Raw genomic sequence first — 13,901 nt, forward strand, 5'->3', positions numbered from 1 at the left:
GCTGAAGCCATGCCCGTGACCGACGAGATGGTGTGCTTCTCCCTCTACGCAGCGAGCCGCGCGACCACGCAGGCGTACCGCACGATGCTCGAGCCCTGGGGCCTGACCTACCCGCAGTACCTGGTGCTCGTCACCCTGTGGGTCGAGGGCGACCAGACCGTCTCGAGCCTCGGGGAACACCTGCAGCTCGACTCCGGCACCCTCTCGCCACTGCTCCGCCGCATGGAGCAGAGCGACCTGGTCCGCCGTGAGCGCCGCAGCACCGACGAGCGCGTCGTCACCGTGACCGTGGGTGACCGCGGGCGCGAACTCCGGTCCGAGCTGAGCGGCATCCCCGCACGCATCGCCGCCGGCATGGGCCTGGCCGACGAGCGGGCCGCCGCCGAACTCATCGCGACCCTGCACCGGCTGACCGAGACGATGCACGCCGCGGCGGACGCGCCCGATCGCGCCGTCACGGACCACTGACCCCACGAAGGAAGGAACACCATGGAAACCCTCTACACCGCCGAGGCCCTGGCCACCGGCGAAGGCCGCAACGGCCACGTCGCCACGAGCGACGGCACGGTCGAGTTCGACCTCGCCATCCCGAAGGAGATGGGTGGCTCCGGCAACGGCGCCAACCCCGAGCAGCTGTTCGCCGCCGGCTACGCCGCCTGCTTCCACTCCGCACTGCAGGGCGTCGCCCGCAGCCAGAAGGTGAAGATCACCGACTCGTCCGTCGGCGGTCGCGTGTCGATCGGCCCGAACGGCAACGGCGGCTACCAGCTCGCCGTCATGCTCGAGGTCGTCATCCCCGGCCTGGAGCACGACCAGGCCCAGGCCCTCGCCGACGCAGCCCACCAGGTCTGCCCGTACTCGAACGCGACCCGCGGCAACATCGACGTCACCATCGTCGTCTCGGAGGACTGACCCATGAGCACCACCCCCACCACCATGCGCGCCGTCGTCCACGAGACCTTCGCCGAGCCCGCCGACGTCCTCGAGGTGCAGGAGCGCCCCGTGCCGACACCCGGCGCCGGCGAGGTCCTCGTCCGCACGGTCCTCTCCCCCATCCACAACCACGACCTGTGGACCGTCCGCGGCACCTACGGCTTCAAGCCCGAGCTGCCCGCAGCATCCGGCACCGAGGCGCTCGGTGTCGTCGAGGCCCTGGGCGAGGGCGTCACGAACCTGACGGTCGGCCAGCGCGTCGCCGGCGGCGCCTTCGGCGTCTGGGCCGAGTACTACACCGCGAACGCCGCCGGACTCGTCCCGGTCCCGGACGCGATGTCCGACGAGGCCGCCGCACAGCTCGTCTCGATGCCGTTCAGCGCGATCAGCCTGCTGCACTCGCTCGACCTGCACGAGGGGGACTGGCTGATCCAGAACGCCGCGAACGGCGCGGTCGGCCGCATGGTCGCCCAGCTCGGCGCAGCCCGCGGCATCAACGTCATCGGCCTGGTGCGTCGCGCCGCCGGTGTCGAGGAGCTGCGCGAGCAGGGCATCGAGCGCATCGTCGCCACCGACGCGGACGACTGGAAGGACCAGGTCGCCGCGATCACCGGAGGCGCTCCGATCGTCGCCGGCGTCGAGTCCGTGGGCGGCAAGGCCGCCGGCGACATCGCATCGGTGCTCGGCGAGGACGCCACCCTCGTCGTCTTCGGCGCGATGGCGTCGCCCACGCTCGAGATCCCGTCGGGCAAGGTCATCTTCGGCCAGCTCACCGTGAAGGGCTTCTGGGGCTCCGTCGTCAGCAAGACGATGCCGGCCGAGACGAAGGGGCAGCTCTTCGGTGAGCTCATCACCCGCGTGCTCGACGGCTCGCTGACGCTCCCCGTCGCCGAGACCTTCACCTTCGAGCAGGTCCGCGACGCCGTCCGCGCCTCGGACACCGCCGGCCGCGTCGGCAAGGTGCTCCTGCGCCCGTGACGCGACCACAGGACGGACGGGAGGCCCGGTGCCAGCTGGCACCGGGCCTCCCGTCCGTCCGTCGTCGTGTCTAGCGGCGCGACGCCTTGTCGGGGACGGTGAAGATGTTGCCGGTGGTGACGCCCTCTTCCACTTCCTCGAGGGTGCGACCGCGGCTCTCCGGCACGAACTTCCAGATGAAGAGCAGCGCGAGCAGACCGACGATGCCGAACCCGAAGAACGTGCCGGTGATGCCGGTCGCGGCGACGATCGTCGGGAAGTACAGCCCGAGGAACGCGTTCGCGATCCAGAGGCAGAACACCGAGATGCCCATGCCGAGCGCGCGGATCTGCGTCGGGAAGATCTCCGACAGCACCACCCACACGGCGATGTTGAGGAAGGTCTGCATCGAGCCGACGAACGCGACGACGAGGAACAGGATCACCCACGGGCGGGCCGGGTTGCCCTCGGGCAGCGCGACCGAGGCGATGCCGATCAGGAAGTGGCAGACCGTCGTGAGCGAGAACCCGATGATCAGGGTCGTCCGGCGGTTGATCTTCTCCATGTTGTACAGCGCGATGACGCCACCGACCACGGCGATCACGCCGGGCGCGATGTTCGCGATGAGGGCCGCCGACGCCTGGAACCCGGACTCGATGAGGACGGTCTGGCCGTAGTACATGATCGAGTTGATGCCGGTGAGCTGCTGGGCCACGCCCAGCCCGGCACCGATGAGCACGATGCGGATGAGCCACTTGTTCCCGCGCAGCGTCTGCCATCCGCTGACGCGGTCTTCCTTCGCCTCGAGGTCGTTGCTCCGCTTGATGTCGTCGAGCTCGGCGGTCGCACGCTCCGTGGTCCGGACCTGCTGGAGGACGGACAGCGCTTCGTCGTACCGCCCCTTCGACGCGAGCCAACGCGGCGACTCCGGCACCCGGAGCATGCCGACGAAGAGTGCGATGGCGGGGAGCGCGCAGACGGCGAGCATGACGCGCCAGACACCGTCGCCCTCACCCCAGAGGTTGCCGATGACGGCGTTGACCACGAACGCGGCGAGCTGCCCGATCACGATCATGAGCTCGTTGCGGCCGGACAACGAACCGCGGATCTCGTACGGCGCGAGTTCGGCGAGGAACACCGGGACGACGGTCGATGCACCACCCACCGCGAGGCCGAGGAGCACGCGGCCGACGACGATCACACCGAACGTCGGGGCGACGACGCAGATGAGCGTGCCGAGGAAGAACGTCACGGCGAGGGCGATGATCGTCTTGCGGCGCCCCCACCCGTCGGCGATGCGGCCGCCGAGCATGGCGCCGATCGCGGCACCGAACAACAGGGAGCTGGTGACGACGCCCTCGGTGAAGTTCGTGAGTCCGAGCTCGGCCTTCATCGGGTTCAGGGCGCCGTTGATGACACCGGTGTCGTACCCGAAGAGCAGTCCGCCGAACGTGGCGACCAGGGCCAGCACGCCGAGGCGTCGGCGGTGCGGTCCGGTCCCGATCGGGGGCAGTGCGACAGTCGGGGCTGTCGGCTTGATGTCGACCATTCGGTGACTCCTTCGTCGGTGATCGCGCTTCAGTGCGTGCACCGATGGTAACCCGAATCCATGTCCTGTCAATTGGACATTCTGTCGTCAGGACGATTGGATCGGTCCACATAACACCTGATCAGAACGGGAGCGCTCCAACGCACTCCGAGCGGGCGTCAGGACTCGTCGGGCTCCGGGCTGTCCCCCAGCACGTCGCCGAGCGAGGCCATGTCCGCACCGTGGTCCGTGTACCGCCGGACCGTCCGCCGGGCCGCTGCGCTGGCGGCACCGGAGAGCGCCGGGTTGCGTCGCGCGGCATCGGCGACGCGACCCGCGTGCCCCGCGGTCGAGAGCAGGACGTTCGCCAGCGCCCGGGCGTCGCCGCGCTCGGGCACCCCGGTCACGGTCCACGCCGTGCGCACCTGGGCGTCGGGCGTCACACCGCGTCGCGTGCCCATCCGGTGCCAGTCGGACAGCACGCCCTCGGTCCGGGAGGCCGCACGGTCGGCCTCGGCCGCACGCCGACGTGCGGCGTCGCGCGCGTCGGACTCGCTCGCGCCCTCGACCGTGTCGTACCGGTCGGTGAGGCCGTCGGCCCGGCGCCGGACACTCTCCGCCCGTTCACGAGCGGCGCCGTCGTCACCGCCTTCTTCGGCGATGCGGGCGGCGTGCGCGGCGGCAGCCGCGGCGAGGATCTCCGAACGCTCCATGGCCTCGACCGTAGCCGCTCCGACCGACACCGAGCTGCCACCGGGTTGCCACCGGGTTAGCATCGACCTGAGGGGGAATCATGAACCGGATCAGCGCCGTCGCTGTCGTCCTGGCCGCGACGGTGGCGGTGTCGGGGTGCTCCCTGCTGCGCGGGCCGGATGCTCTGCCGGCCCCCTCGACGCCGTCGGCGACCACGACCCCGAGCGACACCCCGTCCGCGACACCCGACGGCGAGTCCGCATCCGACCTGCTCGAGGCCTCGGCGAACCCGCGCACGCCGACCCCGGAGCCGACCGAGTCCGCCGCGCCCGCGCCGACACTCACGCCGATCCCGGCGGGCACCGTCCTCGCGCAGGGCGACGTCGCATCGCCGAAGGGCAGCATCCACTTCCACTTCCGGGTGGTCGCGAACGGCGACGACACCTTCACCGCGCAGTACTCCGGCTTCACCTCGACGCTGCCGGTGCCGGTCGGCGTCGGGCTGTTCGACCTGCCTCGCGCGGTCGGCGACGGCCTGACCTACCCCGGTGTCGGCGACCGGGTCCTCGGCGGGCCGACCAGTGCGGCGACCGCGGTGGACGTCCCCCTGAGCGGCTCCGGGGTCGACCCGTCGCACCTCGGCACCCTCGTCGTGTCCTCGGCGGCAGCACCGGGACAGGACGTCCCCGTGGAGATCGCGGCCGGCAAGGTCCTCGCGGTGTCGACCGTGCGGTGGTCGGTGCCCGCACGGCAGACGAACGTGCACCCGAAGGACGCCGGAACCCGGGCGAACGCGGCCGGGGCCGTCGCGGGGACGACCGCCGCCGGGGCTCCGGCGGCGTACACCGTCGCACCGGACGACCTCATCGGTGACGTCGCCGCGCGGTTCGGCATCACCGTCCGGGACCTCGTGTGGCTGAACGAGGGCGTGCAGGTCTTCGGGCAGGTCCAGCACCTGTACGAGGGCACGACGCTCAACCTCGACCCGCTCGGCCGCTGACCGCGAGTCTCGGAGCGCTGGGCCCGAGACTCGCGCTCAGCGACAGTTCTCGGCGCGCGCGTTCCGTGAACTGTCGCTCACCCCGAGTCTCGGGCCGCGTCCGCCCCGCGGCCAGCGCGACCGGCAGACGGACGGGAGGCCCGTGGCGGATCCGCCACGGGCCTCCCGTCTCGCAGGTGGGGACGTGCGCTACTTGCGCAGCTCCAGGTACTTCGCGATGAGCGCCTTGGTCGAGGCGTCCTGCGCGTCGAGCGCGGCCTGGTCGCCCTCGACGGCCGGCGTGACCTGCAGCGCCAGCTGCTTGCCGAGCTCCACACCCCACTGGTCGAACGAGTCGATGCCCCAGATGGTGCCCTCGGTGAACACGATGTGCTCGTAGAGCGCGATGAGCTGGCCGAGCACGCTCGGGGTGAGCTCCGGCGCCAGGATCGACGTCGTCGGCTTGTTGCCCGGGAAGGTGCGCGCCGCGACGATGCCCTCGTCGGTGGTGCCCTCGGCGCGGACCTCGTCGGCGCTCTTGCCGAACGCCAGCGCCTTCGTCTGCGCGAAGAAGTTCGCCAGGAACAGCGTGTGCACGTCGGTACCGGGCGCGACGCCCTTGCCGTCACCGGTCTCGTCCTTGAGCGGACGGGCCGGGTTCGCGACCGTGATGAAGTCGGCCGGGATCAGGCGGGTGCCCTGGTGGATGAGCTGGTAGAACGCGTGCTGGCCGTTCGTGCCGGGCTCTCCCCAGAAGACCTCGCCGGTCTCGGTGGTGACGGGCGAGCCGTCCCAGCGGACGCGCTTGCCGTTCGACTCCATGGTGAGCTGCTGCAGGTACGCAGCGAAGCGGTGCAGGTACTGCGTGTACGGCAGGACCGCGTGGCTCTGGGCGCCGAGGAAGTTCGTGTACCAGACGTTGAGCAGGCCCATCAGGACGGGGACGTTCTGCTCGAGCGGCGTGGTGCGGACGTGCTCGTCGATGGCGTGGAAGCCGGCGAGGAACTGCTCCCAGTTCTCCTGACCGATCGCGACGATGACGCTCGTGCCGATGGCCGAGTCGACCGAGTAGCGGCCGCCCACCCAGTCCCAGAACCCGAAGGCGTTCTCGGGGTCGATGCCGAAGGCCTCCACCTTGTCGAGGGCGGTGGAGACGGCGACGAAGTGCTTGGCGACGGCGTTCTTCTTCTCGTCGTCGGCGGCGTCGGTCAGGCCGAGCTCCTCCCACAGCCACTGGCGGGCGAGCCGCGCGTTGGTCAGGGTCTCGAGCGTGCCGAAGGTCTTCGACGCGACGATGAACAGCGTGGTCTCGGGGTCGAGGTCCGCGGTCTTCTCGTAGATGTCCGCCGGGTCGATGTTCGACACGAAGCGGGCTTCGAGGCCGGGCTGGACGTAGGGCTTGAGCGCCTCGTAGACCATGACCGGGCCGAGGTCCGATCCGCCGATGCCGATGTTGACGACGGTCTCGATGCGCTTGCCGGTGACACCGGTCCACGAGCCGTCGCGCACCTGCGACGCGAAGCCGTAGACCTTGTCGAGCGTGGCGTGCACGTCGGCGTCGACGTCCTGGCCGTCGACGGTCAGCGGGGCCGCCGGGACGAGGCCCTCGGTCGCCTTCGGACGGCGGAGCGCGGTGTGCAGGACGGCGCGGTCCTCGGTGACGTTGATGCGCTCACCGGCGATCATCGCCTGGAAGCGCTCGGCGACGCCGGTGTCCTTCGCCACCTGCAGCAGGGCGGCGAGGATCTCGTCGGTGACGAGGCCCTTCGACAGGTCCACGGTCAGGTCTGCTGCCTGGAACGTGTACTGCTCGGCACGGCCGGGGTCGCTGTCGAACCACCCGCGCAGGTCAGGGGTGAAGTCGGCGGCGATGCCGTCGAGCTTCTTCCAGCCTTCGGTCGATGTGGGGTCGACGGGAGCGGATTCGGTCACTTCGGTCCTCCTGGGATCACGTTCGAGACGTACAGCCCGCAGGTCACCGCACCAGTGCGTCGCGGACCGTCTTCGAGCGTAGTGCCGTCGGCACCGTGGTGCGCACCGCCGGACGGGAGGCGCGGGCTGCGTTCGCTGCGCGCGTCACGTCCGGCGGGTGGTCGGCCTCAGGGCCGGGGTGCGAAACGACGCAGCCGCAGGCTGTTCGTCACGACGAAGACCGACGAGAACGCCATGGCGGCGCCGGCGAGCACCGGGTTGAGCAGCCCCGCCATCGCGAGCGGGATCGCCGCCACGTTGTACGCGAACGCCCAGAACAGGTTGCCCTTGATGATGCCGAGCGTGGCCCGCGACAGCCGAACGGCGTCGGCGACGACGGTGAGCCGACCGCTCACGACCGTGATGTCGCTGGCCGCGATCGCCGCGTCGGTGCCGGCGCCCATCGCGATGCCGAGGTCGGCCGCGGCGAGCGCCGCGGCGTCGTTGACACCGTCGCCGACCATGGCGACGCTCCGTCCCCGGGCCTGCATGCCCCGGACGGTGTCGAGCTTGCCGGCCGGGGTCGCGCGGGCGTGCACCTCGTCGATGCCGACCTGCGCGGCGACGGCTCGGGCTGCTCCGTCGTTGTCGCCGGTGAGCAGGACGGGGTGGAGGCCGAGGGCCACGAACCGCGCGACGGCGTCGGCCGCCTCGGGCTTCACGGTGTCACCGACGACCACGACGCCCAGCACACTGCCGTTCCGGGCCACGACGACCGCGGTCCCGCCGTCGGTCTCGGCGGCGGTGATCGCCGCGGTCACCGCGTCGGGGACGGGGATCGCCCACGACGAGGTCAGCCAGCGGGTACCGCCGACGAGGACGACGTCGCCGTCCACGACGGCCTGCACGCCGGCGCCGGGGGTCGACTCGAACTGCTCGGCGGTCGGGACGTCGAGGTGCCGGGCCACTGCCGCACGGACGACCGCACGGGCCACCGGGTGCTCGGACCCGTGTTCGACGGCCGCAGCGAGGCGGAGCACGGCGTCCTCGTCGAGGGCGGCGTCGGCGGAGGTCACCGCGCGCATGGTCATCTCGCCGGTGGTGACGGTGCCGGTCTTGTCGAGCACGATCGTGTCGACGCCACGGGTCTGCTCGAGCACCTGCGGGCCGCCGATCAGGATGCCGAGCTGCGATCCACGGCCGGTGCCGACGAGCAGCGCGGTCGGGGTCGCGAGCCCGAGGGCGCACGGGCAGGCGATGATGAGCGTGGCGACGGCTGCGGTGAACGCCGCCGTGACCGAACCGCCGAGCACGAGCCAGCCGACGAACGCCAGCACGGCGAGCGCGATGACGATCGGCACGAAGACGCCGGACACCCGGTCGGCCAAGCGTTGCACGTCGGCCTTGCCGGTCTGCGCGTCCTCGATGAGTCGCCCCATCCGGGCGAGTTCGGTGTCGGCGCCGACGCGGGTGACGTCGACCACGAGCCGGCCGCCGACGTTGATCGTCGCACCGGTCACCCGGTCGCCCGGTCCGACCTCGACGGGGACGGACTCGCCGGTGACCATGCTGCGGTCGACGGCCGACGACCCGTCCTGCACGAGGCCGTCGCTCGGGATCCGCTCCCCCGGCCGCACGACGACGACGTCCCCGACGACGAGGGCCGACGTCGGGACGCGCTGCTCGACGCCGTCCCGCAGCACCGTGGCCTCCTTCGCGCCGAGTTCGAGCAGGGCGCGGAGGGCTGCTCCGGACTGCCGCTTGGCGCGGGCCTCCATGTACCGGCCGGCCAGGATGAACACCGTCACGGCCGCGGCGACCTCGAGGTACAGGTCGGTCGCCTCGGGGTCGGTCGCGATCCACGAGAAGGTCATGTGCATGCCGGTCGTGCCGGCGTCGCCGAAGAAGAGGGCGTACAGGGACCAGCCGAAGGCCGCGAGCACGCCCACGCTCACCAGGGTGTCCATGGTCGCCGCGCCGTGTCGGGCGTTCACCCAGGCCGCACGGTGGATCGGGAGCGCGCCCCACACCGCGACGGGGGCCGCCAGCGTCAGGGCGAGCCACTGCCAGTTCGGGAACTGCAGGACCGGCACCATGGAGAGTAGGACGACCGGGACGGCCAGGACCGCGGACACGACGAGTCGACGGCGCAGCGCGGCAGCCGGGTCGTCGGCGTCGGTGTCCGCGTCGGCCGTGGTGTCGGCCGGCGGGGTGGGCACGGTCGCGCCGTACCCGGCGGACTCGACGGCGGCGATGAGGGTCGCGGGGTCGGCGGTGCCGTCGGCCGCGACCTGCACCTGCGCCTTCTCGGTGGCGTAGTTGACGGTGGCGGTGACCCCGGGCAGCTTGCCCAGCTTCCGTTCGATGCGGTTCGCGCACGAGGCGCAGGTCATGCCCGTGATGTCGAGTTCGACGATGCCCTCCGTCACGACGGCACGACCTCGTACCCCGCCTCGGCGACCGCGCCGCGGAGCGCCTCGGGGTCGACGGGTGCGTCCGAGGTCACGGTCACCGATGAGGCACCGCCGGGGACGAGCGCCACGGCGACGTCGGACACCCCCTCGAGTCCGGTGAGTTCCTCGGTCACGCTCATCACGCAGTGTTCGCAGGTCATGCCCTCGACGAGCAGCAGTTCGGTGGTCACGGTGTCTCCTCCTGTGGTTCCGGTGTGGGCGGGGGTCACGAGCGCACGAGCCGGGCGATGGCCTGGCTCGCTTCGCGGACCTTCTCGTCCGCGGCGTCGCCGCCCTCGGCCACGGCCTCGGCGACGCAGTGCTTGAGGTGGTCCTCCAGCAGCGAGAGCGCCACACGTTCGAGCGCCCGGTTCGCCGCCGAGATCTGGGTGAGGACGTCGATGCAGTACGTCTCGTCCTCGACCATCCGGGCGATGCCGCGCACCTGCCCCTCGGCGCGACGGAGCCGCTTGAGCAGGTCGTCCTTGTCGCCGATGTACCCGACGTGTTCGTGCATGGTGGCCTCCACGGTCCTCAATACGGTACCCCCCTAGGGTATTCCCTCGGAGCGACGGACGGTGCGCGAACGCGGGTATTCACCTCGCCGCGCGGTCGGTGTCATGATTTCGACCATGACCGATCCGACGACGAACGGCTTCCGCAAGCTGCGGTTCGCCGACGGCGACGGCTCGGACTACTCCGACATCTTCGAGGCGGAGTACCACGGGTCCGGCTTCGCCTCCGAGACGTACGCGACCCACGACACCCGCTACGAGTACACGGTGGTCGGCGACGACGACCTCACGCTACGGACCATGCGTGCCGAGGGCGGGCGCCGCGGCGGGGTCATCGGGGCGCGGGAGGACCACGTGGTCTTCTGGCTCACCAAGGGCCGGCTCGAGATGCACTTCCCCGACCGCACGCGGGTGGTCGAGCCGGGCAGCCCCTACATCGCCAGCGCGTCCGAGGCGTACCGCTTCGAGTCGGACGGCACGGTCTACAACGGGGTGCACATCGCGGACTCGTTCCTGCGGACCGTGGGGCGCGACCTCGGCTACCGGCTGCCGGACGGCCCGCTCCTCTTCGAGCAGCAGGACGAGGTCATCGCCCGCCGCGAACCGCTGCGCCACCTGATCGGGGAGCTCGGCCCGGCACTCGTCGACGACCGCGTGGTCGGTCCGATGCGGACCGCGCTGAACCGCCGGTTGGCGATCGTCGTGCTCGACACCTTCCCGATCCGCAACCGCGGTGACGACGTCCCCGTCGCGAACCGCCTGCGCGACGCGATCCGGTACGTCGAGCGGCACGCGGCCGAGCGTCCGGCGGTGTCGGAGATCGCCGCGGCGTGCGGACTCAGCCAGCGCGGCCTGCAGGACGTGTTCGCCCGCACGCTGGACTCGACGCCGCACCAGTTCCTGCGCGAGCACCGGCTCGACCGGGTCCGGAGCGAGCTCCTGCGTGCCGGCGACGACCGATCCCCCAACGCCGACAGCGTCGCCGTGGTCGCGCGCCGGTGGGGCTTCACCAACCCTGGTCGGTTCGCCACCGCCTACCGCGAGCGGTTCGGCGAGGACTCTGCCGCCACCCGCCGCGCCTCCCTGTCCGCACGACCGGACAGCGGCCGGTCCTCGTGGCGCGTCCGCCGCGCCGTCTCCTTCATCGAGCAGCACGCCACCGAGGACCTCTCCCTGCAGGAGATCGCCGACGCCGCCGGGGTCCTGCCGCGACGGCTGCAGCAGCTCTTCCGGGCCGAGCGAGGCGAGTCCCCGATGGCGTGCGCCCGGGCGATCCGCGCCGCTGCAGAACGCAACGCGGTGGACGGAACGCGCGAAACCGCCTGAGTGGACGGCCAGGGGGTACAGCCACATCCCCGTGTCCCCGCGGATTCCTGGATTTCTGCCGAATCCGGAAAGTCATGTGTGACGAATCTCTGGTGCAGCCCGTCTCATCCGTGAACAGCAACCGCTGGGAACGCCCGGCGGGTCAATCGGAAGGAACGAACCATGGCTGACACCACCACCACCCCGGCCACCACCGCCGCGGCCCGGACCACCTCGCACGCCGGCTCGAACAGCGGCGTCACCGGCAAGACCGTCATCGACGACACCGTCGTGTCGAAGGTCGCCGGCATCGCCGCCCGCGAGGTCAACGGCGTGCACTCGCTCGGTGGCGGCGCCGCCCGTGCGATCGGTGCGCTCCGCGACGCGATCGGCCAGCGCGACTTCGGTCAGGGCGTCAAGGTCGAGGTCGGCGAGAAGCAGGTCGCCGCGGACATCGTCATCGTCGCCGAGTACCCGGTGTCGCTCCAGCAGGTCGCCGACGGCGTCCGCAGCAGCGTCGCACGTGCCCTCGAGCAGATCGTCGGCATGGAGGTCGCCGAGGTCAACGTGACCGTCCAGGACGTCTTCATCCCGGGCGACGACGACGACAACGACAACGACGAGAAGAAGGAAGCGCGAGTCGCATGAGCAACACACTGATCGGTGCCCTCATCGGTGCCGTCCTCGCAGTCGTCGCACTGCAGTTCGGGTTCTGGGGCTTCGTCCTCGTCATCGTCTTCGGTGCGATCGGGGCCCTCGTGGCCGCCCTCGCCACCGGCAAGATCGACCGTGGCGCCCTGACCGACGTGCTCACCGGGCGCCGGAGCTCCCGGTGAACGCCGGCCCGGACGTCGTCCCGGGCCGCGTCGAGATCACCGCTCGTGCACTGACCTCGCTGGCGCGGGCCGTCGCAGCCGAACGGCTCGGCGCGCCCGCCAAGCGGGTCAGGGTCGGTCTCGGAGACGCGGCCGGTGCGATGGCCCTCGACGTCACCGGCCCCATCGCCGCGGGCGACGACCTCGTCGCCCGTTCGGCCCAGGTCGCCGACGAGGTCAAGCGCCGCGTGAGCGAACTCACCGGCCGCCGCGTCGGCAGTGCCCACATCGAACTCACCGGGATCGTGCGCGAGCGCGAGTCCCGAACCCGGTAGGAGACCATCATGAGCAACGGTTCCGTCGAACGACGCATCCGTCGTCGGAGCGTGCACCGCTCCCGCTCGACCGCAGTGGCGGTGGCGCTGGTGGTCCTCGCACTGGTCGCCGCGTGGATCGGCACGGAGTCGGTCCTGCGGGCGATCGGGCGGCCTCCGCTCCTCGCCGACCCGCAGACCGCCGTCGACGCCGCGCTGCAGCCCGACGCCGCGTTCGTCACGATCGCCGAGGTCATCGCCGTCGTGCTCGTGGTCCTCGGCATCGTGCTGATCGTCCTGGCCCTCAAGCCGGGCCGCCAGCACCGCTCCGTCGTCCAGCACGACCGCGGCGCCGTCGTCATCGACACCCGCATCGTCGCCTCGACCGCGGCCAACGCCGCCGGGACGGCAGCGGGGGTCCCCGAGGGCAACGCCTCGGCAACCGCACGCGGTCGCCGCACCGACGTCCGGATCGTGCCCGTCACCGGCATCCCGGTCGACGAGCAGGCCGTGCAGGCGGCCGTCCGCGACCGCCTCAGTGGTCTCGACGAACGCTTCGGCCAGAACATCCGCGTCCGCATCGACGAGAAGGGGACCCTCGCATGACCAAGAGCAACCGGACCATGAACCGGATCATCCTCTTCGTCCTCGGCCTCGTCGCCGTCGTCGTCGGCCTCACCATCGGCGCGGGTGTGCTGCCCGCCGTGCAGGACGCGATCAAGCCCTACGTCGACCTGCCGAGCAACCTGGACGTCCCCGCGTCCTCGCTCTGGATCGTCGCCGTCGCCTGCGCCGTCGTGATCGTGCTCGCCCTCGTCTGGGTGTTCACCCGCGGTGGGGGCGGCACGTCCGTCGCCGTCCGCGAACGCTCGGGTGAGGACGCCGTCACGGTGAACGTCGCCCTCGTCCGCGACGTCGTCGAGCACGAGCTCGCCGGGGTCCGCGACGTCGTCGGCTCCCGCGTCGACACCTACCTGGTGCGCAAGCAGCGTGCCGCTCGCATCCGCGTCGCGGTCCGCCGCGGCGGGGACGCCGTCTCGGTGCTCGACGCCGTCGACCGCGCCGTCGCGGTCCTCGACCGCACGCTCGGCCGCCAGGTGCCCGTCCTGGTCCACCTCACCGGTGGAACCCGTTCGGCGCTCGCGAAGTCGACCCGCGTCCACTGACACCCGTCAGCCGGACGCGACCCCGGGCCTCCCGGCCCACCGAAGACCGACGCAACACCCACCATCGGGCGCACGCCCGACCGATGAAAGGACCCGTCATGGGACTCGACGACAAGATCAAGAACGCTGCACAGGACCTCGCCGGCAAGGCGAAGGAGGCCGTGGGCAAGGCCCAGAACGACGACTCCAAGGTCGCCGAGGGCCAGAAGGACCAGGCCTCCGCGAGCGTCAAGAAGACCGGCGAGGACGTCAAGGACGTCTTCAAGAACTAGGACGCTCGATGCGCCTCGGGGCACTCGCGACGTCGAGTGCCCCGATGCGTTCCGCGGACC

Annotated in this window: 17 protein-coding genes; 11 read left to right on the forward strand and 6 right to left on the reverse strand. The window is 71.3% G+C overall.

What is annotated here, in order from left to right; all coding sequences use genetic code 11:
• Window positions 1–9 precede the first annotated feature (9 nt).
• Genes KZI27_RS16675 through KZI27_RS16685 form a run of 3 tightly spaced genes read left to right on the forward strand, consistent with a single transcriptional unit; the run spans window position 10 to window position 1,911 of the window.
• Window positions 10–468 (forward strand): MarR family winged helix-turn-helix transcriptional regulator, encoded by a 459-nt coding sequence (locus KZI27_RS16675; protein ID WP_222658499.1) that lies wholly within the window; start codon window positions 10–12, stop codon window positions 466–468.
• Window positions 469–489: 21 nt separating this feature from the next.
• On the forward strand, window positions 490–912 hold the full coding sequence (locus KZI27_RS16680; RefSeq protein ID WP_071406102.1) for an organic hydroperoxide resistance protein: 423 nt from the start codon (window positions 490–492) through the stop codon (window positions 910–912).
• 24 nt (window positions 913–936) lie between these two features.
• On the forward strand, window positions 937–1,911 hold the full coding sequence (locus KZI27_RS16685; RefSeq protein ID WP_222661452.1) for a zinc-binding dehydrogenase: 975 nt from the start codon (window positions 937–939) through the stop codon (window positions 1,909–1,911).
• Window positions 1,912–1,981: 70 nt separating this feature from the next.
• Here KZI27_RS16685 and KZI27_RS16690 read toward each other — a convergent pair whose 3' ends face one another.
• Together KZI27_RS16690 and KZI27_RS16695 are read right to left on the reverse strand one after the other, a co-directional pair.
• Window positions 1,982–3,439 (reverse strand): sugar porter family MFS transporter, encoded by a 1,458-nt coding sequence (locus KZI27_RS16690; RefSeq protein WP_222658500.1) that lies wholly within the window; start codon window positions 3,437–3,439, stop codon window positions 1,982–1,984.
• A gap of 158 nt (window positions 3,440–3,597) precedes the next feature.
• Window positions 3,598–4,131: a hypothetical protein gene (locus tag KZI27_RS16695; protein WP_222658501.1), complete on the reverse strand. Its 534-nt coding sequence runs from the start codon at window positions 4,129–4,131 to the stop codon at window positions 3,598–3,600.
• An 80-nt stretch (window positions 4,132–4,211) separates the two neighbouring features.
• Between KZI27_RS16695 and KZI27_RS16700 the strand changes: the two genes are divergently transcribed.
• Window positions 4,212–5,111 (forward strand): LysM peptidoglycan-binding domain-containing protein, encoded by a 900-nt coding sequence (locus tag KZI27_RS16700; RefSeq protein WP_222658502.1) that lies wholly within the window; start codon window positions 4,212–4,214, stop codon window positions 5,109–5,111.
• 189 nt (window positions 5,112–5,300) lie between these two features.
• Here KZI27_RS16700 and pgi read toward each other — a convergent pair whose 3' ends face one another.
• The 4 genes from pgi to KZI27_RS16720 form a co-directional block, all read right to left on the reverse strand.
• Entirely contained in the window at window positions 5,301–7,022 is a 1,722-nt protein-coding gene (gene pgi / locus KZI27_RS16705) for a glucose-6-phosphate isomerase (protein WP_222658503.1), read from the reverse strand.
• A 167-nt stretch (window positions 7,023–7,189) separates the two neighbouring features.
• The gene (locus KZI27_RS16710) at window positions 7,190–9,430 is read right to left on the reverse strand and encodes a heavy metal translocating P-type ATPase (protein WP_222658504.1); all 2,241 of its coding nucleotides are present in this window, start codon (window positions 9,428–9,430) and stop codon (window positions 7,190–7,192) included.
• A complete protein-coding gene (locus tag KZI27_RS16715) occupies window positions 9,427–9,645 on the reverse strand; it encodes a heavy-metal-associated domain-containing protein (RefSeq protein ID WP_260233163.1) in 219 nt (72 codons plus the stop codon). Before KZI27_RS16715 ends, KZI27_RS16710 begins: the two co-directional genes overlap by 4 nt.
• Window positions 9,646–9,680: 35 nt before the next feature.
• Window positions 9,681–9,971, reverse strand: coding sequence for a metal-sensitive transcriptional regulator (locus tag KZI27_RS16720; RefSeq protein ID WP_111084793.1), 291 nt, complete (start codon window positions 9,969–9,971; stop codon window positions 9,681–9,683).
• Window positions 9,972–10,086: 115 nt separating this feature from the next.
• Here KZI27_RS16720 and KZI27_RS16725 point away from each other — a divergent pair, with 115 nt between their 5' ends.
• The 7 genes from KZI27_RS16725 to KZI27_RS16755 all read left to right on the forward strand — a co-directional run bounded on the left by KZI27_RS16725 (window position 10,087) and on the right by KZI27_RS16755 (window position 13,841).
• Window positions 10,087–11,295 carry an AraC family transcriptional regulator gene (locus KZI27_RS16725; RefSeq protein ID WP_222658505.1) on the forward strand — a complete coding sequence of 403 codons (1,209 nt, stop codon included), beginning with the start codon at window positions 10,087–10,089 and terminating at the stop codon, window positions 11,293–11,295.
• Between the two features lie 162 nt (window positions 11,296–11,457).
• Window positions 11,458–11,922: an Asp23/Gls24 family envelope stress response protein gene (locus tag KZI27_RS16730; protein WP_222658506.1), complete on the forward strand. Its 465-nt coding sequence runs from the start codon at window positions 11,458–11,460 to the stop codon at window positions 11,920–11,922.
• Window positions 11,919–12,110, forward strand: a complete 192-nt coding sequence (locus KZI27_RS16735) for a DUF2273 domain-containing protein (protein WP_123291766.1) — start codon at window positions 11,919–11,921, stop codon at window positions 12,108–12,110. The genes KZI27_RS16730 and KZI27_RS16735 overlap by 4 nt, the downstream gene beginning before the upstream one ends.
• The gene (locus KZI27_RS16740) at window positions 12,107–12,424 is read left to right on the forward strand and encodes a hypothetical protein (protein WP_123291765.1); all 318 of its coding nucleotides are present in this window, start codon (window positions 12,107–12,109) and stop codon (window positions 12,422–12,424) included. Before KZI27_RS16735 ends, KZI27_RS16740 begins: the two co-directional genes overlap by 4 nt.
• A gap of 9 nt (window positions 12,425–12,433) precedes the next feature.
• The gene (locus tag KZI27_RS16745; RefSeq protein WP_111084757.1) at window positions 12,434–13,009 is read left to right on the forward strand and encodes a DUF6286 domain-containing protein; all 576 of its coding nucleotides are present in this window, start codon (window positions 12,434–12,436) and stop codon (window positions 13,007–13,009) included.
• Window positions 13,006–13,569, forward strand: a complete 564-nt coding sequence (locus KZI27_RS16750) for a hypothetical protein (RefSeq protein ID WP_111084758.1) — start codon at window positions 13,006–13,008, stop codon at window positions 13,567–13,569. Before KZI27_RS16745 ends, KZI27_RS16750 begins: the two co-directional genes overlap by 4 nt.
• 98 nt (window positions 13,570–13,667) lie before the next feature.
• Window positions 13,668–13,841, forward strand: coding sequence for a CsbD family protein (locus KZI27_RS16755; protein WP_123291762.1), 174 nt, complete (start codon window positions 13,668–13,670; stop codon window positions 13,839–13,841).
• Window positions 13,842–13,901: the final 60 nt, after the last annotated feature.

It is taken from the genome of Curtobacterium sp. TC1 (genome assembly GCF_019844075.1).
GTDB lineage: Bacteria > Actinomycetota > Actinomycetes > Actinomycetales > Microbacteriaceae > Curtobacterium.

Excerpts from the sequence above, each read along its gene's own strand:
- KZI27_RS16685 (WP_222661452.1), top strand. The coding sequence starts at position 937 with ATGCGCGCCGTCGTCCACGAGACCTTCGCCGAGCCCGCCGACGTCCTC.
- KZI27_RS16755 (WP_123291762.1), top strand. The coding sequence starts at position 13,668 with ATGGGACTCGACGACAAGATCAAGAACGCTGCACAGGACCTCGCCGGC.
- KZI27_RS16730 (WP_222658506.1), top strand. The coding sequence starts at position 11,458 with ATGGCTGACACCACCACCACCCCGGCCACCACCGCCGCGGCCCGGACC.
- KZI27_RS16725 (WP_222658505.1), top strand. The coding sequence starts at position 10,087 with ATGACCGATCCGACGACGAACGGCTTCCGCAAGCTGCGGTTCGCCGAC.
- KZI27_RS16745 (WP_111084757.1), top strand. The coding sequence starts at position 12,434 with ATGAGCAACGGTTCCGTCGAACGACGCATCCGTCGTCGGAGCGTGCAC.
- KZI27_RS16750 (WP_111084758.1), top strand. The coding sequence starts at position 13,006 with ATGACCAAGAGCAACCGGACCATGAACCGGATCATCCTCTTCGTCCTC.
- KZI27_RS16675 (WP_222658499.1), top strand. The coding sequence starts at position 10 with ATGCCCGTGACCGACGAGATGGTGTGCTTCTCCCTCTACGCAGCGAGC.
- KZI27_RS16700 (WP_222658502.1), top strand. The coding sequence starts at position 4,212 with ATGAACCGGATCAGCGCCGTCGCTGTCGTCCTGGCCGCGACGGTGGCG.
- KZI27_RS16680 (WP_071406102.1), top strand. The coding sequence starts at position 490 with ATGGAAACCCTCTACACCGCCGAGGCCCTGGCCACCGGCGAAGGCCGC.
- KZI27_RS16695 (WP_222658501.1), bottom strand. The coding sequence starts at position 4,131 with ATGGAGCGTTCGGAGATCCTCGCCGCGGCTGCCGCCGCGCACGCCGCC.
- KZI27_RS16720 (WP_111084793.1), bottom strand. The coding sequence starts at position 9,971 with ATGCACGAACACGTCGGGTACATCGGCGACAAGGACGACCTGCTCAAG.
- KZI27_RS16690 (WP_222658500.1), bottom strand. The coding sequence starts at position 3,439 with ATGGTCGACATCAAGCCGACAGCCCCGACTGTCGCACTGCCCCCGATC.
- KZI27_RS16735 (WP_123291766.1), top strand. The coding sequence starts at position 11,919 with ATGAGCAACACACTGATCGGTGCCCTCATCGGTGCCGTCCTCGCAGTC.